The sequence below is a fragment of the Mesobacillus maritimus genome, assembly GCF_023715205.1.
GTDB classification, from domain to species: Bacteria; Bacillota; Bacilli; order Bacillales; family Cytobacillaceae; genus Mesobacillus_B; species Mesobacillus_B maritimus_C.
Map to the genome: position 1 here is coordinate 92117 of NZ_JAMBNR010000013.1, position 18327 is coordinate 110443.

An 18327-nucleotide genomic window follows, 5' to 3' on the forward strand; every position below is an offset into this window, starting at 1 on the left:
TGAGCATTTAATTATTTATTTTTAAAAGAAATTTGAGGTGTAACGGATGCCACAGTTTTTTCTAAATAAACGCCTGATCATCTTGCTTGTGAGCATTATTATCCTCGTGGCATTGATTGGATTTTCGTTAAGAGACCGAGATCAATTAAGCTGGCCGGAGAAATTTGTGAAAGATACGGCCGGGTGGGTACAGTCGATTGTTGCGACGCCAACGCAGTATGTGGTTGGGATTGTTGAAAATATTAAAGACTTGCAAAATACATATGAAGAAAACAAAGAATTGAAGACTCATCTCGAAGATATGGCACGCCTTGAAGCCAAGGTATATTCTCTTGAACAAGAGAATGCTGAATTGACCGAGATCTTAGAAATAGAAGGTTCGATTGGGGATTATGAACCAATGCAGGCGACCGTGATTTCACGGAGTCCTGATCGCTTATGGCATGAAATGATTATTGTAAACAAAGGTTCTTCGCATGGAGTGCAGAAAAACATGGCTGTGATGACTGCGCGTGGGTTGATTGGAAAAGTTAAAAGCACAACTCCGTTCACTTCGACGGTTCAATTATTAAGTGCGATGGACCCGACAAACCGAATTTCTGCAGCTCTTCAAGGAGATAAAAAGCTTTTCGGAACGATTGAAGGTTACGATAAAGAGAACGAATGGTTGTTGCTTAAAGGACTTCCTATAGATGCTGAAATTAAAAAAGATCAGATGGTGGTTACTTCTGGATTGGGCGGAATTTTCCCGGGAGATGTCCCAATTGGAAAAGTGATTGAAGTTGTTCCAGACCAGTTTGGATTAAACCAAACAGCCTATCTCAAACCAGAGGCTGATTTTTACAATATTAGTCATGTTATGATTTTAACTCGAGGCATGGAAATTCCGGAAGAAATCAAAGTTGAAGGTGAAGAAGATGAGGGGGAAGATCTGTGAAGCGATTCCTAGTTCCTCTACTTCTTACTTTGTTATTTGTGATTGAGGGCTTGTTTGCTCAGCTTCTTCCTGCAAATCTCTTCAATGGAGACTATATTTTAGTTCCGAGATTACTAATCATGGCAATCTTCTTTTTAACGATTTATGGCAGTGTAAAACATGGAATCATCTACGGATTTGTTTATGGTTTGTTGTTTGATATGGTGTATACTGAAATCATTGGTGTTTATTTGTTTTTATTTCCGTTAACTACCTACTTTTTTTTGATGATTATGAAGGTTGTGCAAACCCATATACTTGTCGTCTCATTCGTCAGTTTGATTAGTATTGCGGCATTAGAAGCGGCAGTCTATGGAATGAATTTGTTGATTCATATCGCGGATATAGATTTTACAAGCTTTACTGAAATTCGCCTTGTTCCAACTTTGGCTTTAAATCTTATTTTTGTAATATTGTTCGCATATCCGTTCAAAAAACAATTTGAGAAATTTGCTGATCGATTGCGGAATGATTAAAGGGCTTAAATAAAGTCCTTTGTTTCTTAAGGCCTATGTAAATAGGCGGAAGAAAAATCATTCCGCTGTTATTCTAAAAAAAGGGTTTCACGCACAAATGTCGAATTTCTCTTATCATTGAGGTGAACATCTTGTATGAAGAAGACACAAAATGTGACTATTAAAGGAACAAAAGACGGATTAACACTCCATCTCGATGATACATGCTCGTATACGGAGTTGAAAAATGAGTTAGACCGGAAGCTTTCTAACTCAAGTAGAGTTCAGGAGGAAGCGAAGCTTTTATCCGTTAAAGTAAAGGTCGGCAATCGCTATTTATCTGAAGAACAAAAAGAAGAATTAAGAGATTTAATTCGCCAAAAGCGAAACCTAATCGTCGAGGAAATTGAGACAAACGTACTGACGAAAGAAGAGGCAGAGCGTCTAAAGCAGGAAGGCGAAATTGTCTCGATTGCTCGTATTATTCGTTCTGGTCAGGTTGTTGAAGTGACCGGAGATTTGCTGCTAATTGGCGATGTAAATCCTGGCGGAACGGTGAAGGCGAGCGGGAATATTTTTATTATGGGGAGTTTAAAAGGAATTGCTCATGCTGGTTGCACTGGCAACGATCAAGCGGTGATTGCTGCATCGGTGATGAAACCTTCCCAGCTGCGCATTAGTGAATGCATTAATCGCGCCCCAGACCAAGGAACTGAAGAGGACGATAAGGTGATGGAGTGTGCGTATATATCCGAAGATCGCCAAATTCTTGTTGATAGATTACAAGTGTTAATCAAAAAAAGACCTAATTTAACTAGATTCGAAGGAGGCCGCTAGAGTGGGAGAAGCAATCGTTATTACATCCGGAAAAGGCGGGGTAGGGAAAACTACAACTTCAGCCAATATTGGGACAGCTTTGGCCCTTCAAGGTAAAAGAGTCTGTCTTGTTGACACAGATATCGGTTTACGGAACCTAGACGTGGTTATGGGACTTGAAAACCGAATCATTTATGATTTGGTCGACGTTATTCAAGGTCGATGCAAAATTCACCAAGCGCTAGTAAAAGATAAACGTTTTGAGGACAAGCTCTATCTTTTACCAGCTGCACAAACGACTGATAAAACGGCAGTAGAGCCTGAACAAATGAAAGAATTAATCAACAATTTGAAGCAAGACTATGATTATATTATTATCGATTGTCCAGCCGGCATTGAGCAAGGCTATAAAAACGCGATTGCCGGTGCAGATAAAGCGATTGTCGTCACGACGCCGGAAGTATCGGCTGTGCGTGATGCGGACCGGATCATTGGTCTTCTTGAAAAAGAAGAAGGCATTGAGCCACCAAAGCTTGTCATCAATCGAATTCGTAGTCATATGATGAACTCAGGCGATATGTTAGATGTCGATGAAGTTACGACGCATCTTTCAATTGATTTGATTGGTATTGTGGCAGACGATGATGAAGTCATCAAAGCATCTAATCACGGCGAACCAATCGCCTTGAATCCAAACAGCAAAGCTTCTATTGCTTACCGCAACATTGCCCGACGGATCCTCGGTGAATCAGTGCCATTGCAACAGTTGGACAAAGAGGACAAAGGTGTGTTCTCAAGAATTAAGCGTTTGTTTGGTGTGAAATAATTTGGTTTTTACCCTCTAGAGTGAATGGGCTCTAGGGGGTTTTTGTTTTGTTGTGAGGATGTGTGAGGGATTATTGGGCATTGATTGGTTGTGTTGGTGCCCAAAGGGATGCGTAGAAACGATGGAGAGGTAATCAATAGAGGTTGTTTGTGTGATAAAGAGAGTCGCGGAAAAGGTAGCACTCAAAAGTGAATCCTGCTTTTCCAATAACTCATCCCCATATATTTATTTAGGAATACTTGTCCTCTTGAGCTCATATATTGTACAAACTGTCCAACAAAGGAATGGTGGGGTAAGATGGGGTCAAGAGCTGATGATATCCGGAGAAGAATGGAAAAACGTAAGCGAGAAAGAGAGAGGTTAGAGCGCAAGTCTAAACCTCCGCAGCGGAACTTGCCTGAGACGGAAGAGCTATATGGCTTTGATAAGCTACCATCGTACGATGCTGGTCCAGGTGAAGGCAATCATCCTTTATTTAAAAAGGAAGTATTTTTACTGAAAATCCTAACGTCCGCGTGTCTCGTATTAGTAGTGGCGATTCTTTTTCGCAGTGAAACCGAGAGGGCTGAGCCGATTAAGGGATTTGTGAAAACCAATTTGGAATCGGAGTTTCAATTTGCAGCAGTTTCAGATTGGTATCAAGATCAATTTGGGAAGCCGCTCGCCCTTCTTCCAGTTAATGAGCAACAGAAGGAGGAGGTACCAGAGAGCACGAACAACACTCATTATGCACTACCGGCTTCAGGTAAAATTCTTGAGGATTTTGGTGATAATGGCCAAAAGATAACGATTGAAACTGGGAAGGATGCCCCGGTGGAAGCGATGAGTGAGGGGCTTGTCCGGTTTGTAGGGACCAAAGAAGGGTTTGGGAAGACGGTCATCATCCAGCACGCAGATAAAAGTGAATCGTGGTATGGAAACTTAGCTGATTTTGATGTGAACGTTTATGAATATATCAGTAAAGGTGCCTCAGTAGGAACAGCTTCAGCAGCGAACGATGATGAGAAAGGCTCCTTCTATTTTGCGATTAAAAAAGGCGATGATTTTGTAGATCCCATTGGGGTGATCAAATTTGAATAAAGCCATCAGCCTTTTTCGAAAAATCCATATCCACCCGCTGCTATGGGTTGTCGTTGCATTAGCAATTGTCACAGCCCATTTTATCGAGCTGTCATTATTGCTGCTAATCATTTTTATTCATGAGATGGGACATGCGGCGGCAGCTTCTTTTTTTTCGTGGAGAATTAAAAGAATTTCGCTGTTGCCGTTTGGTGGCGTAGCTGAAATGGATGAGCACGGGAATCGCTCTCTCTACGAAGAGACCGTGGTTGTGGCTGCAGGTCCGCTCCAACATCTTTGGATGGCAGGGCTGGCTTATGTTCTTTTCGTAACAGGCATTTTTCCTGAATATTGGTATGACCGCTTCGTTGAATTTAATTTAATGGTGCTGTTATTTAATTTACTGCCGATTTGGCCGTTAGATGGCGGTAAATTGGTCTTTTTACTGCTAAGCTTTCGCAAAGCTTTTCCGCAAGCGCATATCCAAACAATCTTTTTCTCAGCCGCGGTGCTAGGAATCTTTGCATTGTCCGTGTTCCTGCTTGGTCCGTTTACGTTAAATGTACTTATCATTGTTGGGTTTTTGGCATTTTCCTTGTTTTATGAATGGAAGCAACGTCGCTTCGTTTTTATTCGATTTTTAATGGAACGATATTATGGAAACCAGAATGAAATTCGCTCGTTAACGCCAATAGAAGTCAGCGAAGAGGCAGAAATCGGTGCAGTGCTTGAACAATTTCAGCGTGGATGTAAGCACCGTGTGATTGTAAAAAGAAAGAATGGAACCGAGGCAGCACTCGATGAAAACGAACTGCTCCACACTTATTTTGCCGAGAAAAACCTCCAGGCAAAAATGGGAGATTTGGTTTATACCTATTAGACTTGCTAAGTTGCATTCTTTTAATTGAAAAGCGCATAATGATAGGCAGGGATTCTGTCCCTGTCTTATTTTATTTGATGAAAATAAACTCTCAGTGCCGGTGAGGCAGGAAAAAAGAGAGTGACCGTAACTGAGGAGTTGTCTCAGTGCCCGTGTGGCGAGAAAAAAGAGAGTGACGGTAACCGAGGAGTTGTCTCAGTGCCCGTGTGGCGGGAAAAAAGAGAGTGACGGTAACTGATGAGTCGTCTCAGTGCCCGTGTGGCGAGAAAAAAGAGAGTGACGGTAACCGAGGAGTTGTCTCAGTGCCCGTGTGGCGAGAAAAAAGAGAGTGTCGGTAACCGATGAGTCGTCTCAGTGCCTGTGTGGCGGGAAAAAAGAGAGTGACGGTAACTGATGAGTCGTCTCAGTGCCTGTGTGGCGGGAAAAAAGAGAGTGACGGTAACTGATGAGTCGTCTCAGTGCCCGTCTGGCGAGAAAAAAGAGAGTGACGGTAACTGATGAGTTGTCTCAATGCCCGTGTGGCGGGAAAAAAGAGAGTGACGGTAACTGATGAGTCGTCTCAGTGCCTGTGTGGCAGGGAAAAAACGAGTAGCGGTAACATAGCGTGGTTCCACGTGCCCGCCGGCAAGAGGAAAAGTGAATATCGGTAACATAGAGTCGTTCTACGTAACCGACGACACGAGAAAAAACAAAAACCGGTAACATAAAACCGTTCTATATGCCCGCTGGAAAAAACAAAACCGAAAACCGGTAACATAAAGGTGGACAACGCACCAAAACTAAAAGCAACAACAATTACCTATACCAAACAAGATCCTTAAAAAGAGTGGAGAAGTTAAAGTGGAACGATTGATTATTAACGCGAGTACTAGAGAAAAGCGATTTGCATTGCTCAATAATGACAAACTTGAACGTTTATACATAGAACAACCTTCACAACAATCATTGGTTGGGAATATTTATTTAGGCATTGTGGAAAAAGTGATTCCGGGGATGAATGCGGCATTTGTGAACTTTGGGGAGGAAAAAAGTGGGTTTCTTTCCCGTGATAAGGTGCCCATGTATTTGCTAGATTCCCGCTCCAAAGAGGAAAAAGCAAATCAGGGTATTTCTAAGTACCTGCATCAAGGAGAAAAGCTTTTGGTTCAAGTGGAAAAAGATGCAGCTGGGACAAAGGGTGCTCGATTAACCGCAATCATTGAAATCCAAGGGCAGCATCTTATCTATTTGCCATCTGGAAAATATACAGCTGTTTCGAAAAAGATTCCTGATGCTGAAATCCGAAAAAGGTGCCGAAAGCTTGGGACAGAACTAAAAACGGATGAAGAAGGTTTGATTTTTCGAACTTCGGCTACCGACCAAACCCAAGACGGTATCCAACAAGAATTAGAACAACTAAGACAACAATCACAAGAGTTACACCAAGAAGCGAAAACGAGGAAAAAGCCTGGACTCGTACTAGCAAAAGAGTTCTTTTATGAAGAATTAATTTCAATGATGAGTAAAATGAGCAGTGGTGAAGTGATTGTCGACGATCAGTCACTTAAAAAGAAGCTTGAGGATAGCGGTGCGCAGCTTGAATTTCGTTATCATCAACAAAAGGAAAATGTGTTTTCTGTTTATGGAGTCGAGAAGGAAATAGAAAAAGCTTTAAAAAAGATTGTATGGCTGGATAATGGAGCTTATTTAATTTTTGATGAAGCCGAAGCGTTAACAATTATTGACGTAAATACCGGGCGCTATTCTGGGAAACATGATTTGCGTGATACTGTAGTGGCTACAAATAAACTCGCTGCAGCTGAAATTGCGCGCCAAATCATGCTCCGGGATATCGGTGGTATGATTTTAATTGATTTCATCGATATGAAGGATCCAAAGGACCGGCAGATGGTTGCCAAGGTTCTTGAACAAGCACTTAAAGGTGATGGGCGTCAAACGAAACTGATTGGTTTTACAGAACTAGGCATATTGCAGTTGACGAGAAAGAAAACAAAAATGACATTGTCAGAAGCATTGACGACAACTTGTGGTGTTTGCAATGGAGTTGGGCAAGTGCTCAGTGCGGAAACAATGGCTTTTCGTCTTGAACGGGAACTATGGGAACATCGACATTCTGATTATGATGCGGTTTTGGTAGCCGCAACTCGAGAAGTTATTGAGGTGTTTTCAGGCGAAAACAATCAACATAAGCAGAGAGTGGAGTCAGCGGTAGGCTTAAAAATCCTTTTTACTGAATTAGATTCGATAAAACCAGACTATAAAATTCTCCAGTTAGGTACGTTAGATGAGGTTTCGAATAAACTAGAAAAATAACAGCAATTGGGTGTTCCCACTAAGGTGATTTTATGCTAAAGTTAGTAACGGATGAACGTAGAAATACGAAATAGGATTGACATAGATAGTGTCCTATGATAGTATTTTTATGTTATGTTTGTAGCGCACCCGTGCTACAACCGCACAGACCAGGTTATTAAAGCTTTGCTTTTAGCAAACGCCTGCGGATGGCGAGTCTGAGTCTAAGAGGAGGTGCAGTGGAATGTACGCAATTATCGAAACTGGTGGTAAGCAAATCCGTGTAGAGGAAGGACAAGCAATCTACATCGAAAAGCTTAACGCTGAAGCTGGTGAAACAGTTACTTTTGACAAAGTTCTTTTTGTTGGTGGCGATAACGTGAAGGTTGGAAGCCCAGTAGTTGAGGGCGCTTCTGTCTCTGCTAAAGTTGAAAAACAAGGCCGTCAGAAGAAAATCATCGTTTTCAAATACAAAGCGAAAAAGAACTACCGTAAAAAGCAAGGTCATCGTCAGCCATACACAAAAGTTGTGATTGAAAAAATCAACGCTTAAGGTTGGTTGAATATGATTGACGCTGTGATTTATCGTACACAATCCGGTGCCATTCAATCCTTTGCTATTAGCGGCCATGCATTTTTTGCTGAACGAGGTCAAGATATCGTCTGTGCAGGCGTATCTGCAGTATCCGTTGGTGCAATCAATGCCGTGCATGCCTTAACAGGCGTCACTCCTGAGATTAATCATGATGAAGACGGCTTTCTCCGCTGTACTTTACCGGAAGATCTTCCTGATAGTACAAATGAGAAAGTACAACTTCTTCTCGAAGGAATGGTTGTCTCATTGCAGACGATTGAGGAAAATTATCGAGAACACATAAAAATTACCTTCAAAAAGTAGGAGGTGGAATACATGTTATTGAAATTGGATCTTCAATTGTTCGCTTCCAAAAAGGGAGTAGGTTCTACAAAGAACGGACGTGACTCTGAATCTAAGCGCCTAGGTGCTAAGCGTGCAGACGGTCAATTCGTTTCTGGTGGATCTATCCTTTACCGTCAACGCGGAACTAAAATCTACCCAGGTGTAAACGTAGGTAGAGGTGGCGACGATACACTATTCGCGAAGGTTGATGGCGTTGTTAAGTTCGAACGCCTTGGCCGTGACAAGAAACAAGTAAGTGTTTACCCAGTAGCTCAAGAAGCTTAATAGGGAACACTGAAAACCCTAGCCTTTTAGGTTAGGGTTTTCTCTTTTTAATGAGTTAAAATTTCTTCATCTCACAACTTCAATTACATACATCATTTCCTCCGTTCCAATTACAGATGATTTCCCGTCAGGTAAATTTCAAGTCAGGTAAAATGTTTGGGAAGCCTTGGGCATTTGTTTAACTAACATTCAGTGGGGATGGAGAATACCCCACTGAATGAAGTTTCGCTTTATTTTTGCTTACCTTTTCAAGCTTTTTTGATATACTTACAAAAGACAGTTTTCTACGATTAGGAGTATTAGTATGAAAAAAGAGTGGAATACCATTGAGGTATTAAAGCATTCGCGTCATGATTGGCTGAATCGAATCCAATTGATTCAAGGGAATTTATCTCTAAACAAAGTGGATCGAGTGAAGGAAATTATCACTGAGATTATCCATGAGACTAGGCAGGAATCGATGCTTACGAATTTACATCTTCCGGAGTTTGCAGCTTCCCTTTTAACATGTAATTGGAATCAGCATCATTTTCAGCTTGATTATGAAGTGCGTAATGCGCTCAACATCCACCATCTTGATGACCAACTATTGGCAAGTTGGATTAATGAGTTATTTGAGAAACTCGATGCGACGATTGAACCTTTTCAGGAGAATTATTTATCGGTAAGCATTCAGGCTGGTGAGGAAGAGAGCATTTTCTATTTTGATTTCAGCGGAATACTAACTGATAAGGAATCTCTTCTGGCATTTTTGGAAAGTACGGTAGGTTCAACGATGTCGATTCATGTGACGGCGGTATCTGATGAAGAAGTCTCGTTTGAGATTTTTATGATTCCTTCGCATCGGGTAAGATAATACTAAATTCAATAAAATTAACTCAAGACAGGTGGTTATTTAATAATATGTTTGTCGATCAGGTGAAAATTTACGTAAAAGGCGGAGACGGTGGTAACGGAATGGTCGCCTTCCGCAGAGAAAAATATGTACCAAATGGTGGACCAGCTGGTGGCGATGGTGGTCGTGGCGCCAACGTGGTGTTTGAAGTCGAAGAAGGCTTGCGCACGTTAATGGATTTCCGTTATAAGCGCCATTTTAAGGCACCCCGCGGAGAGCATGGGATGTCGAAAAACCAACATGGTCGCGGTGCTCAAGACATGGTGGTTAAAGTTCCACCGGGAACAGTCGTATCGGATGCTGAAACAGGTGAAGTAATTGCCGACCTTACCGAACACGGACAACGCGCAATTATTGCCAAAGGTGGCCGTGGCGGACGTGGAAATACTCGTTTTGCAACTCCGGCCAACCCAGCTCCAGAGCTATCTGAAAATGGGGAACCAGGACAAGAACGCGATGTCGTTCTAGAATTAAAATTACTTGCGGATGTTGGCCTTGTTGGCTTCCCAAGTGTAGGAAAATCAACTTTATTATCGGTCGTATCAGCAGCCCGTCCGAAAATCGCTGAATATCATTTTACTACCCTTGTTCCAAATCTTGGTATGGTGGAAACCGAAGATAACAGAAGTTTTGTTATGGCCGATCTCCCAGGTCTGATTGAAGGAGCGCATTCTGGTGTCGGCTTAGGACATCAATTCCTACGACATATTGAACGGACACGTGTCATTGTTCATGTTATTGATATGGCAGCAGTCGAAGGGCGCGATCCTTATGAAGATTACCTAGTCATTAATAAGGAACTTGAAGAGTATAATTTGCGTTTGACAGAGCGTCCACAAATCATTGTTGCCAATAAAATGGACATGCCGGAGGCAGCTGAAAATTTAGCTGCTTTTAAAGAAAAATTAACCGAGGATCACCCAGTGTTCCCAATTTCTGCTTTTACAAGAGAAGGTCTTCGTGATTTACTCTTTGCAATTGCCGATACAATTGAAAAAACACCGGAATTCCCATTAGTGGATGAGGCTGAAAAAGATAATGGTGAAAATCGTGTCGTTTACCGTCATGAAGAAGACCATGACAAGTTTACGATTACGAGAGAACCAGATGGAACATTTGTGATTGCTGGTGAAACCATTGAAAAGCTCTTTAAGATGACGAACTTTGCTAGCGAAGAATCAACCCGTAAATTTGCTCGTCAAATGCGTGGCATGGGAATTGATGATGCCTTACGTGAACGTGGAGCGAAGGATGGCGATACTGTGCGCATCCTGAAATATGAATTCGAATTTGTCGAATAACCTAACCACGGGGTGGAGAAATGAAGCTTAACCAGACTGATATGAAATTTTATCTAGTTCGCGAAGATGTGCTTCCGGAGGCTATGAAAAAGACATTAGAAGCCAAAGAGATGATTGAACGGGGAAAAGCCGATTCTGTGTGGGATGCGGTTCAGCGAGTGGATTTGAGTAGAAGTGCTTATTACAAATATCGTGACACCGTCTATCCTTTCCATACGGTTGTAAAAGAACGAATAATCTCTTTGTTTTTCCATCTTGAAGATCGTTCAGGAACATTATCAGAACTTTTAAGTTTGGTGGCTCAGTCTGGTTGTAACGTCTTGACGATACACCAGACGATTCCTCTCCAGGGTCGAGCAAATGTCACACTAAGCTTAAATATTGGTGAAATGTCCGTGGAGATGGATCAACTGCTAGCCAAGCTCCGCCAATTAGAATTTGTAGAGAAAGTGGAAGTCCTTGGTTCAGGAGCTTAAAATTCTAGGAGCAATCCAAGATTTTAAGTTTTACATAAAAACAATGGTGTATTGGTGCGGTGGGATTTTAGTTCCCCTGCACCCTTTTCTATAATAGGGAGTGAGAGAGAGAAAATGAAAATTGGTTATTTAGGGCCAGTGGCCACTTTTACAGATTTAGCTGTTCGTAGTTTATTTCCACAGGAAGAATCAATTCCATATGTGACCATTCCTGAATGCATTGATTCGGTGGCCGACGGGGTAAGCGATATAGCGGTTGTGCCGATTGAAAATGCGTTGGAGGGATCTGTGAATATCACATTGGATTATTTAATTCACGAAGTACCTTTAAGGATTGTTGGCGAAGCGACAGCACCGATTCAACAACACTTAATGGTGCATCCAGAAAATCAAAATCGGTGGAAAGAAGCAGAATTGATTTTGAGTCACTCGCATGCTTTGGCCCAATGTCACAAGTTCCTTCACCGTGAAATGAAAGGTGTGGCAAGTGAAAGAGTAACAAGTACTGCGGCTGCTGCACAATTTGTGATGGAACATCCTGAACGCAATATTGCAGCAATTGCGAACGGACTTGCAGCAGAGGAATATGGCTTGTCGATTGTTCAAGCGAATATTCATGATTATGATCATAATCATACTAGGTTTGTTGTTTTATCAAAGGAAGAGCGAGTTCTGCCTCATATCGAATTATCAAAAAAAGGCGAAAAAACAACAATTGTAGTTACATTGCCTTCCGATCGCACTGGTGCACTTCATCAAGTGTTATCTGCATTCTCTTGGCGTAATCTGAATTTATCGAAAATTGAGTCTAGACCGACAAAAACCGGGCTTGGAAATTACTTCTTTATCATTGATATTGAACAGCAAATGGATGAAGTGTTGATCCCGGGGGCAATGGCTGAACTAGAAGCACTCGGCTGTTCCGTAAAAGTATTGGGAAGCTATCCGTCGTTTAAGTTGTAGCAGTAATTGTAAAAGAGGGCAGTCCTCGATGCCCGAAGCGTGTGAAAACTTGGGGTGTCGGTAATCGAGAGGCAGTGTCGATGCCCGGAGCGTGTGAAAAAATGGTGTGCCGGTAACCGAGAGGGAGTCTCGATGCCCGAAGCGTGTGAAAAAATGGTGTGTCGGTAATCGAGAGGCAGTGTCGATGCCCGGAGCGTGTGAAAACTTGGTGTGCCGGTAATCGAGATGGAGTGTCGGTGCCCGGAGCGTGTGAAAAAATGGCGTAACGGTAACCGAGAGGGAGTGTCGGTGCCCGAAGCGGAGAAAAAATGGGTGTACCGGTAACCGAGATGGAGTGTCGGTGCCCGGAGCGTGTGAAAAAAAGGGGTACCGGTAACCGAGAGGGAGTGTCGGTGCCCGAAGCGTGTGAAAAAATGGTGTACCGGTAATCGAGAGGGAGTGTCGGTGCCCGAAGCGGAGAAAAAATGGGTGTACCGGTAATCGAGAGGGAGTGTCGATGCCCGGAGCGTGTGAAAAAATGGCGTAACGGTAACCGAGAGGGAGTGTCGGTGCCCGAAGTGGTGAAAAAATGGGTGTACCGGTAATCGAGAGAGTGTGTCGGTGCCAGCGGCAGTGTAAACACCGGTATGACGGTAATCGAGAGGCCTCTCCTTGATAAAAACTAAGACGGCAAAAGAATCCGCTCAAACATTCAAAACAATAGAAAAGACTACCGGTACAAGACCTACTTGTAAAGGTAGTCTTTTTTAATTTTTCACCAGATGTCATCACGAAAACCGTTAAATTACAAAAGCTAAGAGTAAGGCACCTAGGGCTTATCCCTTAAAAGCAATCTCAATCCCTCACTCTGATATATCAATCAAAAACCCAGCACTTCGCATCGCTTTTTCTGCTTCATCTAGTGCACGTTCCGTTGGGGCGACGATGGTATGGAGGTGGATGCCTTCGGTTAATTCGGAAAGGTAGCCGGCATTGGTGTTGTGGATTTTCTCCATAAATTGTTTCACTTCGCGGCGGTTGGACACCATAATCGAAGCGGTTAAATCCCCATATACAGGGTGCTCGATGCGAACATCCTTTACCGTCACCCCTTGGTCGACGAGAATATTTAATTCCTCTTCAGTATTTTCAGGAGTATGGTTGCATGCGATTGTCCGTTCGACTTGTACGTTTTGGGAAGCGGCCTGCATATAAAGATACCCTTGGCTTGTGGCAATTATGGGTTCATTTTTTGCTTTTAACAGGGTGATGTCACCGACAATTATTTGGCGACTTACATTGGTTTTTGCTGCTAGCTCAGCACCAGTAATGGGTTGATAGCTGTTTTTTAACATATCTAATAAAAGAGTTCTTCTCTCATCAGCTAACATTTTCTTCATGATCGACTCTCCTTATTTCATGTCCGCTAAAATTGTACCATACCTTAGAGCGGAAGTTCAGTGACGACTTCTTGTTGAGCTAGTTTTGCTAAAAGCAGCGCAAGTTCGCGTACATCTTTCTCTGTCGTTTGCTTCCCGAAAGAAATGCGGAAAAATTCTTTTGCGGATTTTTCTTTTACACCGATTGCTGTCATTGTTTTAGAAGGTTCAAGCATACCGGTATGGCAAGCTGTCCCCGTGGAAATGGCATAACCATGCCGGTTGCATTCTAGCATAACCCACTGACCTTCAATCCCATGGATTCTCATCCCAATCATGCCGGGAAGCTGGCCGAGATAAACGGTAATCTGCGCTATTACCTCTTCAAGTTCTTCTAAAAAGGTTTTTCTTAAAAACGTGAACCGGTCCATTTCCTCATACAGTGAGGATGCCACTTTTTGAGCAGCCAAAGTCATCGCTAAAATTCCTGGAACATTGACGGTGCCTGGGCGAAATCCTTTTTCATGTGTGGTGCCTTCAAGGAATGGTTTCCAGGCTACTCTTGGATTTACATAAGCTACTCCTGTCCCTTTTGGCCCGTAAAATTTATGACCTGAAATGGAGAGAGCATCTACTGCTTGTGCAACCTCTTGAATAGGGGTTTTTCCAAATGACTGTACGCAATCCGAGTGAAGAAGAACTTGCTGTTGATGACAAAGTGCAGCAAGTTCGAGAATCGGCTGTAACGTTCCGATTTCAGGATTGGCATGTTGAATGGAGACCAGGATCGTATCATCGCGCAAAACTTGCTTAAAAACAGCAACTTCCACTTGCCCTTGGGTATTTAGTGGAAGATAAGTCACCTCATAACCTTCTGTTTCAAGCATCTTCATCACATGAAGAATCGAAGCATGCTCAGCCATGCATGTGACGATGTGCTTTCCTTTCTTTAATGGAGCGGATAATAAAGCTCGAATTCCTAATAAATTACTTTCGGATCCTCCCGAGGTAAAAAATATCCCATCGGTTTCTACATTTAATAACTTGCTAAACTCTTTCCGACAGTTCTCTAAAAAAGTGTTAGCGACATGGCCGACGTCATGAAGGCTTTGGCTATTTCCGTAATAGTCGGTGGCTGCTTTTACATACAATTCTGCTGCTTCTGTATCAAGTGGACAACTTGCTGCATAATCAAAATATTTCATTCTCTCTCTCCTAAAATAGAAAAATATCTTGTCAATAGTTTAAATCTATGTAAATATAGGTGTCAAGACACCTGTAAAACAGGAGGGTAACTCAATGACGAAAGCAAATGTGCTAATTGTTGGAAGTGGTATCGCTGCTTTGCAGTTAGCTGTGACGTTACGAACTGATTTAAATGTGATGGTTCTCACAAAATCATCTCTCATAAAAAGCAATTCACATATGGCACAAGGTGGAGTGGCCGCGTCTCTAGGCACAGATGACAGCCCAACTCTTCATTATCAAGATACGGTTGAAGCGGGGAGATATTTTAATGACCCGGCCGCAGTTCAAGATTTGACTCGGGAAGGGCCAGAAATCATAGAGGAACTAATTAAAGGAGGCTGCCCTTTTGATCGATGTGAAACGGGAGAAATAAAGCTTGGGATGGAAGGAGCACACTCTGCTAAACGAATTGTACATAGCGGTGGGGACGCGACCGGAAGAATTCTCATTGAGCATCTAGTTTCACAGCTTGGTCGTAATATTTCGGTTCAAGAAAATATGTTTGTTTATGAATTACTGAGGAGTAAAGCTGGACGATGCATCGGTGTAAAAGCCAAACGAACAGATGGAAAAAGTGAAGTTTTTTATGCAGATCATGTAGTGCTCGCAACAGGCGGCTGCGGTCAGCTTTATACATATACCTCCAATGCCGAAAGTGTAACTGGAGATGGAGTCGCACTAGCCTATTTAGCGGGAGCAGAGTTGGTTGATATGGAGTTTATCCAGTTTCACCCAACGCTTTTGTATGGGGGCGGAAAAACAAGAGGTCTGATTTCTGAAGCTGTTCGCGGAGAAGGAGCAAAGTTAGTGACCGCTGAAGGAAAAAGAATTATGGAGGGCGTACATCCTCTAAAAGATTTGGCTCCCCGCCATGTGGTTTCACAAAAAATCTATGAATATTTGAAAATGGGGAAACAAGTTTATCTTGATATCACATGTATTACTAATTTTACAGAGCGGTTCCCGACTGTGTCCGCTCTTTGCCGGCAAGCGGGTGTTGACCTAGAAATAGGCAAACTACCTGTTGCGCCGGGAAGTCATTTTTTAATGGGCGGAGTAAAAACCAATTCTATCGGTCAAACAAATATACCCGGATTATATGCGATCGGAGAAGTCGCTTGTACCGGAGTTCACGGGGCCAATCGTTTAGCCAGCAATTCCTTACTTGAGGGAATGGTATATGGAAAAAGATTAGGTGCTTGGTTGAACGAACAACCTGTAGAATCACAGATTCCTAGTCCTGTAGGTAGGGACTACGATCAATCAAAGCTATTCCTTTTACCTGATAAAACAGTGCTTCAACAAACGATGATGGACCGAGCGGGAATTGTTCGGCATCATGCTTCATTAATGATGCAAAAAAGCTGGCTTGAATCGTTTCAGGTTGAAGCTTGGCTCGATCGGTCATTGGATGATTGTTCTCCTGAAGAATTAACCAAGGTGTTTATGTTGATTACGGCATGGGTAGTCACGAATGCTGCTTTATCCCGTACAGAAAGCCGAGGGGGACATTTTCGGTCAGATTATCCGGTCGAAGATGAAAATTGGCAGAATAAACGGATTGCTCATAAAAGAAAAACGATAAAGGATGGTCGTCGTGAACAAATTAAAACTGCGCTTACAACTTGAACAGTTTTTTCTAGAAGATATAGGAGAACGCGATGTTTCAAGTGACTTGATTTTTGGAAAAGCCGGAACAGGAGAGATTGTTTTTATCGCAAAAGCGGATGGAGTGTTTTGTGGAGAAGAAGTAATCAAAACCGGTTTTCCACTTTTAGATGAAAAAGCCGAGATTGAAATGATGATTTCTGATGGTGATTCTGTGGAAAGAGGCCAAAAGCTTGCGATTGTAAAGGGGAATATTTCTGACCTTTTAAAAGGGGAACGAGTGGTTTTAAATCTTGTTCAGCGAATGTCTGGAATCGCAACGAAAACGAAGGAAGCCGTAAGTCTGTTGGGTGGAGCACATACGAGAATTTGTGATACGCGGAAAACCACACCAGGGCTGCGAATGCTCGAGAAATATGCTGTTACTTGTGGTGGTGGTTACAATCATCGCTACGGTCTATATGATGCAGTCATGATTAAAGACAATCATATTAGTTTTGCCGGCAGTATCACAAAAGCGGTGGAAGAAGTCCGCAGCCAGATTGGTCATATGGTTAAAATTGAAGTCGAAACCGAGACGAGAGAGCAAGTTTTAGAAGCAGTAGCAGCTGGGGTTGACTGTATTATGTTTGATAATCGAACGCCTGAAGAGATGATTGAATTCATTAAACTTGTACCAAAAAACATCACAACGGAAGCTTCTGGTGGCATTACAATCGAGACGCTGCCAAATTATCGTCATACAGGCGTGGATTATATTTCGCTAGGATTTTTAACTCATACCGTGAAGGCATTAGATATTAGTGTAAAAGTGAACGTTCAATAAGGGGGAGAAAAAATGGATTTACTAAAAATGCTTGATACTCGTCCGCTAGAATTGCCGGAACAATACCGCAAAATGTCAATCGAGGAATTAGAAGCAAGAGTACGAGAAATCAAAGCTGAACTAGGGGACCAATTATTTATCCCTGGTCACCATTATCAAAAAGATGAGGTCATTCAATTTGCTGATGCAACAGGTGATTCCTTAAAACTCGCCCAATTGTCTGCGGAGAATCAACTAGCTGAGCATATCGTGTTCTGTGGTGTCCACTTTATGGCGGAGACGGCGGATATTTTAACGAAGGATTATCAAAAAGTGTATTTACCGGATATGCGGGCCGGCTGTTCGATGGCCGATATGGCTGATATTTACCAAACGGAACGTGCTTGGACAAAGCTAATGGATTTGTTTGGAGATACGATTCTCCCATTAACGTATGTCAATTCAACAGCAGCAATTAAATCCTTTGTTGGTGAACATGGTGGAGCAACTGTCACCTCTTCAAATGCGGAAAAAATGGTTCGCTGGGCATTTGAGCAGAAAGAGCGTTTGTTATTTTTACCAGATCAGCATTTAGGGCGAAATACAGCATTTAACATTGGCATTGGTTTAGAGGAAATGGCGATATGGAACCCGATCAAAGATGAGTTAGAGTTTGAGGGACCATTAGAAAATGTGAAGGTTATTTTATGGAAAGGACATTGTTCAGTCCATGAGAACTTTACCGTCGTAAATGTTCACGAGGTGCGTGAAAAATACCCGGATATGAAAATTATTGTTCATCCCGAGTGTCGTCGTGAAGTTGTAGCGTTAGCGGATTTGGCTGGTTCAACGAATTATATAATAGAAGCTATATATGCATCTCCTGCTGGTTCAGCTTGGGCGATTGGAACTGAACAAAATTTAGTAAAAAGAATTATCAAAGAGCATCCAGATAAACACATTATTTCTTTGAATCCACATATGTGTCCATGCTTAACCATGAACCGAATTGATTTGCCGCATCTTGTTTGGTGCTTAGATAGCATCGTACAAGGTGAGCCACATAATGTGATTGAAGTTGATGCAATCGTTGCTGAAAATGCAAAGAAAGCGTTGAACCGTATGCTTGCACAGTCATGATTGATGAAATACCCAAAAGGGAGTT

The 18327-nt window shown here is 42.3% G+C and carries 19 protein-coding genes and 1 other annotated feature; of the genes, 17 read left to right on the top strand and 2 right to left on the bottom strand.

Annotated elements, in window-relative coordinates:
• Nucleotides 1-46 precede the first annotated feature (46 nt).
• From mreC to pheA, 14 genes are all read left to right on the top strand, one after another.
• Nucleotides 47-937: a rod shape-determining protein MreC gene (gene mreC / locus M3182_RS18195; protein WP_251431304.1), complete on the top strand. Its 891-nt coding sequence runs from the start codon at nucleotides 47-49 to the stop codon at nucleotides 935-937.
• The gene (mreD, locus tag M3182_RS18200) at nucleotides 934-1452 is read left to right on the top strand and encodes a rod shape-determining protein MreD (RefSeq protein WP_251431306.1); all 519 of its coding nucleotides are present in this window, start codon (nucleotides 934-936) and stop codon (nucleotides 1450-1452) included. Before mreC ends, mreD begins: the two co-directional genes overlap by 4 nt.
• A gap of 135 nt (nucleotides 1453-1587) precedes the next feature.
• Nucleotides 1588-2268: a septum site-determining protein MinC gene (gene minC / locus M3182_RS18205; RefSeq protein ID WP_251431309.1), complete on the top strand. Its 681-nt coding sequence runs from the start codon at nucleotides 1588-1590 to the stop codon at nucleotides 2266-2268.
• A gap of 1 nt (nucleotide 2269) precedes the next feature.
• Entirely contained in the window at nucleotides 2270-3073 is an 804-nt protein-coding gene (gene minD, locus M3182_RS18210) for a septum site-determining protein MinD (protein WP_251431312.1), read from the top strand.
• A 297-nt stretch (nucleotides 3074-3370) separates the two neighbouring features.
• Nucleotides 3371-4153, top strand: a complete 783-nt coding sequence (locus M3182_RS18215; RefSeq protein WP_251431315.1) for a M23 family metallopeptidase — start codon at nucleotides 3371-3373, stop codon at nucleotides 4151-4153.
• Entirely contained in the window at nucleotides 4146-5012 is an 867-nt protein-coding gene (locus tag M3182_RS18220) for a M50 family metallopeptidase (protein ID WP_251431318.1), read from the top strand. Before M3182_RS18215 ends, M3182_RS18220 begins: the two co-directional genes overlap by 8 nt.
• A gap of 840 nt (nucleotides 5013-5852) precedes the next feature.
• Complete coding sequence (locus M3182_RS18225; RefSeq protein WP_251431322.1) at nucleotides 5853-7325, top strand: Rne/Rng family ribonuclease; 1473 nt, start codon at nucleotides 5853-5855, stop codon at nucleotides 7323-7325.
• A 128-nt stretch (nucleotides 7326-7453) separates the two neighbouring features.
• Nucleotides 7454-7534 (top strand) — a sequence feature (ribosomal protein L21 leader region).
• Between the two features lie 14 nt (nucleotides 7535-7548).
• Nucleotides 7549-7857, top strand: coding sequence for a 50S ribosomal protein L21 (rplU, locus tag M3182_RS18230; protein ID WP_251431324.1), 309 nt, complete (start codon nucleotides 7549-7551; stop codon nucleotides 7855-7857).
• A 12-nt stretch (nucleotides 7858-7869) separates the two neighbouring features.
• Nucleotides 7870-8202, top strand: coding sequence for a ribosomal-processing cysteine protease Prp (locus tag M3182_RS18235; protein WP_251431326.1), 333 nt, complete (start codon nucleotides 7870-7872; stop codon nucleotides 8200-8202).
• A gap of 12 nt (nucleotides 8203-8214) precedes the next feature.
• Complete coding sequence (gene rpmA / locus M3182_RS18240) at nucleotides 8215-8508, top strand: 50S ribosomal protein L27 (RefSeq protein ID WP_251431328.1); 294 nt, start codon at nucleotides 8215-8217, stop codon at nucleotides 8506-8508.
• 304 nt (nucleotides 8509-8812) lie between these two features.
• Nucleotides 8813-9364 carry a Spo0B C-terminal domain-containing protein gene (locus M3182_RS18245; RefSeq protein ID WP_251431330.1) on the top strand — a complete coding sequence of 184 codons (552 nt, stop codon included), beginning with the start codon at nucleotides 8813-8815 and terminating at the stop codon, nucleotides 9362-9364.
• A gap of 47 nt (nucleotides 9365-9411) precedes the next feature.
• On the top strand, nucleotides 9412-10704 hold the full coding sequence (gene obgE / locus M3182_RS18250) for a GTPase ObgE (protein ID WP_251431332.1): 1293 nt from the start codon (nucleotides 9412-9414) through the stop codon (nucleotides 10702-10704).
• A gap of 20 nt (nucleotides 10705-10724) precedes the next feature.
• On the top strand, nucleotides 10725-11180 hold the full coding sequence (locus tag M3182_RS18255; protein ID WP_251431334.1) for an ACT domain-containing protein: 456 nt from the start codon (nucleotides 10725-10727) through the stop codon (nucleotides 11178-11180).
• Between the two features lie 114 nt (nucleotides 11181-11294).
• Complete coding sequence (gene pheA, locus M3182_RS18260) at nucleotides 11295-12143, top strand: prephenate dehydratase (RefSeq protein ID WP_251431336.1); 849 nt, start codon at nucleotides 11295-11297, stop codon at nucleotides 12141-12143.
• Nucleotides 12144-12985: 842 nt separating this feature from the next.
• Here pheA and M3182_RS18265 read toward each other — a convergent pair.
• Nucleotides 12986-13522, bottom strand: coding sequence for a transcription repressor NadR (locus M3182_RS18265; RefSeq protein ID WP_251559404.1), 537 nt, complete (start codon nucleotides 13520-13522; stop codon nucleotides 12986-12988).
• Between the two features lie 44 nt (nucleotides 13523-13566).
• On the bottom strand, nucleotides 13567-14706 hold the full coding sequence (locus tag M3182_RS18270; protein WP_251559406.1) for an IscS subfamily cysteine desulfurase: 1140 nt from the start codon (nucleotides 14704-14706) through the stop codon (nucleotides 13567-13569).
• Nucleotides 14707-14800: 94 nt separating this feature from the next.
• On the opposite strand from M3182_RS18270, the gene nadB reads away from it, so the two are divergent.
• Genes nadB through nadA form a run of 3 tightly spaced genes read left to right on the top strand, consistent with a single transcriptional unit; the run spans nucleotide 14801 to nucleotide 18302 of the window.
• Nucleotides 14801-16378, top strand: coding sequence for an L-aspartate oxidase (gene nadB, locus M3182_RS18275; protein WP_251559407.1), 1578 nt, complete (start codon nucleotides 14801-14803; stop codon nucleotides 16376-16378).
• Complete coding sequence (gene nadC, locus M3182_RS18280; RefSeq protein ID WP_251431344.1) at nucleotides 16347-17183, top strand: carboxylating nicotinate-nucleotide diphosphorylase; 837 nt, start codon at nucleotides 16347-16349, stop codon at nucleotides 17181-17183. The genes nadB and nadC overlap by 32 nt, the downstream gene beginning before the upstream one ends.
• Nucleotides 17184-17195: 12 nt before the next feature.
• Complete coding sequence (gene nadA / locus M3182_RS18285; protein ID WP_251431346.1) at nucleotides 17196-18302, top strand: quinolinate synthase NadA; 1107 nt, start codon at nucleotides 17196-17198, stop codon at nucleotides 18300-18302.
• Nucleotides 18303-18327: the final 25 nt, after the last annotated feature.

Coding starts and splice junctions, on each gene's coding strand:
- pheA (WP_251431336.1), top strand. CDS start 11,295: ATGAAAATTGGTTATTTAGGGCCAGTGGCCACTTTTACAGATTTAGCT.
- rplU (WP_251431324.1), top strand. CDS start 7,549: ATGTACGCAATTATCGAAACTGGTGGTAAGCAAATCCGTGTAGAGGAA.
- nadA (WP_251431346.1), top strand. CDS start 17,196: ATGGATTTACTAAAAATGCTTGATACTCGTCCGCTAGAATTGCCGGAA.
- M3182_RS18270 (WP_251559406.1), bottom strand. CDS start 14,706: ATGAAATATTTTGATTATGCAGCAAGTTGTCCACTTGATACAGAAGCA.
- M3182_RS18245 (WP_251431330.1), top strand. CDS start 8,813: ATGAAAAAAGAGTGGAATACCATTGAGGTATTAAAGCATTCGCGTCAT.
- M3182_RS18235 (WP_251431326.1), top strand. CDS start 7,870: ATGATTGACGCTGTGATTTATCGTACACAATCCGGTGCCATTCAATCC.
- mreC (WP_251431304.1), top strand. CDS start 47: ATGCCACAGTTTTTTCTAAATAAACGCCTGATCATCTTGCTTGTGAGC.
- obgE (WP_251431332.1), top strand. CDS start 9,412: ATGTTTGTCGATCAGGTGAAAATTTACGTAAAAGGCGGAGACGGTGGT.
- M3182_RS18255 (WP_251431334.1), top strand. CDS start 10,725: ATGAAGCTTAACCAGACTGATATGAAATTTTATCTAGTTCGCGAAGAT.
- M3182_RS18265 (WP_251559404.1), bottom strand. CDS start 13,522: ATGAAGAAAATGTTAGCTGATGAGAGAAGAACTCTTTTATTAGATATG.
- rpmA (WP_251431328.1), top strand. CDS start 8,215: ATGTTATTGAAATTGGATCTTCAATTGTTCGCTTCCAAAAAGGGAGTA.
- minC (WP_251431309.1), top strand. CDS start 1,588: ATGAAGAAGACACAAAATGTGACTATTAAAGGAACAAAAGACGGATTA.
- M3182_RS18215 (WP_251431315.1), top strand. CDS start 3,371: ATGGGGTCAAGAGCTGATGATATCCGGAGAAGAATGGAAAAACGTAAG.
- nadB (WP_251559407.1), top strand. CDS start 14,801: ATGACGAAAGCAAATGTGCTAATTGTTGGAAGTGGTATCGCTGCTTTG.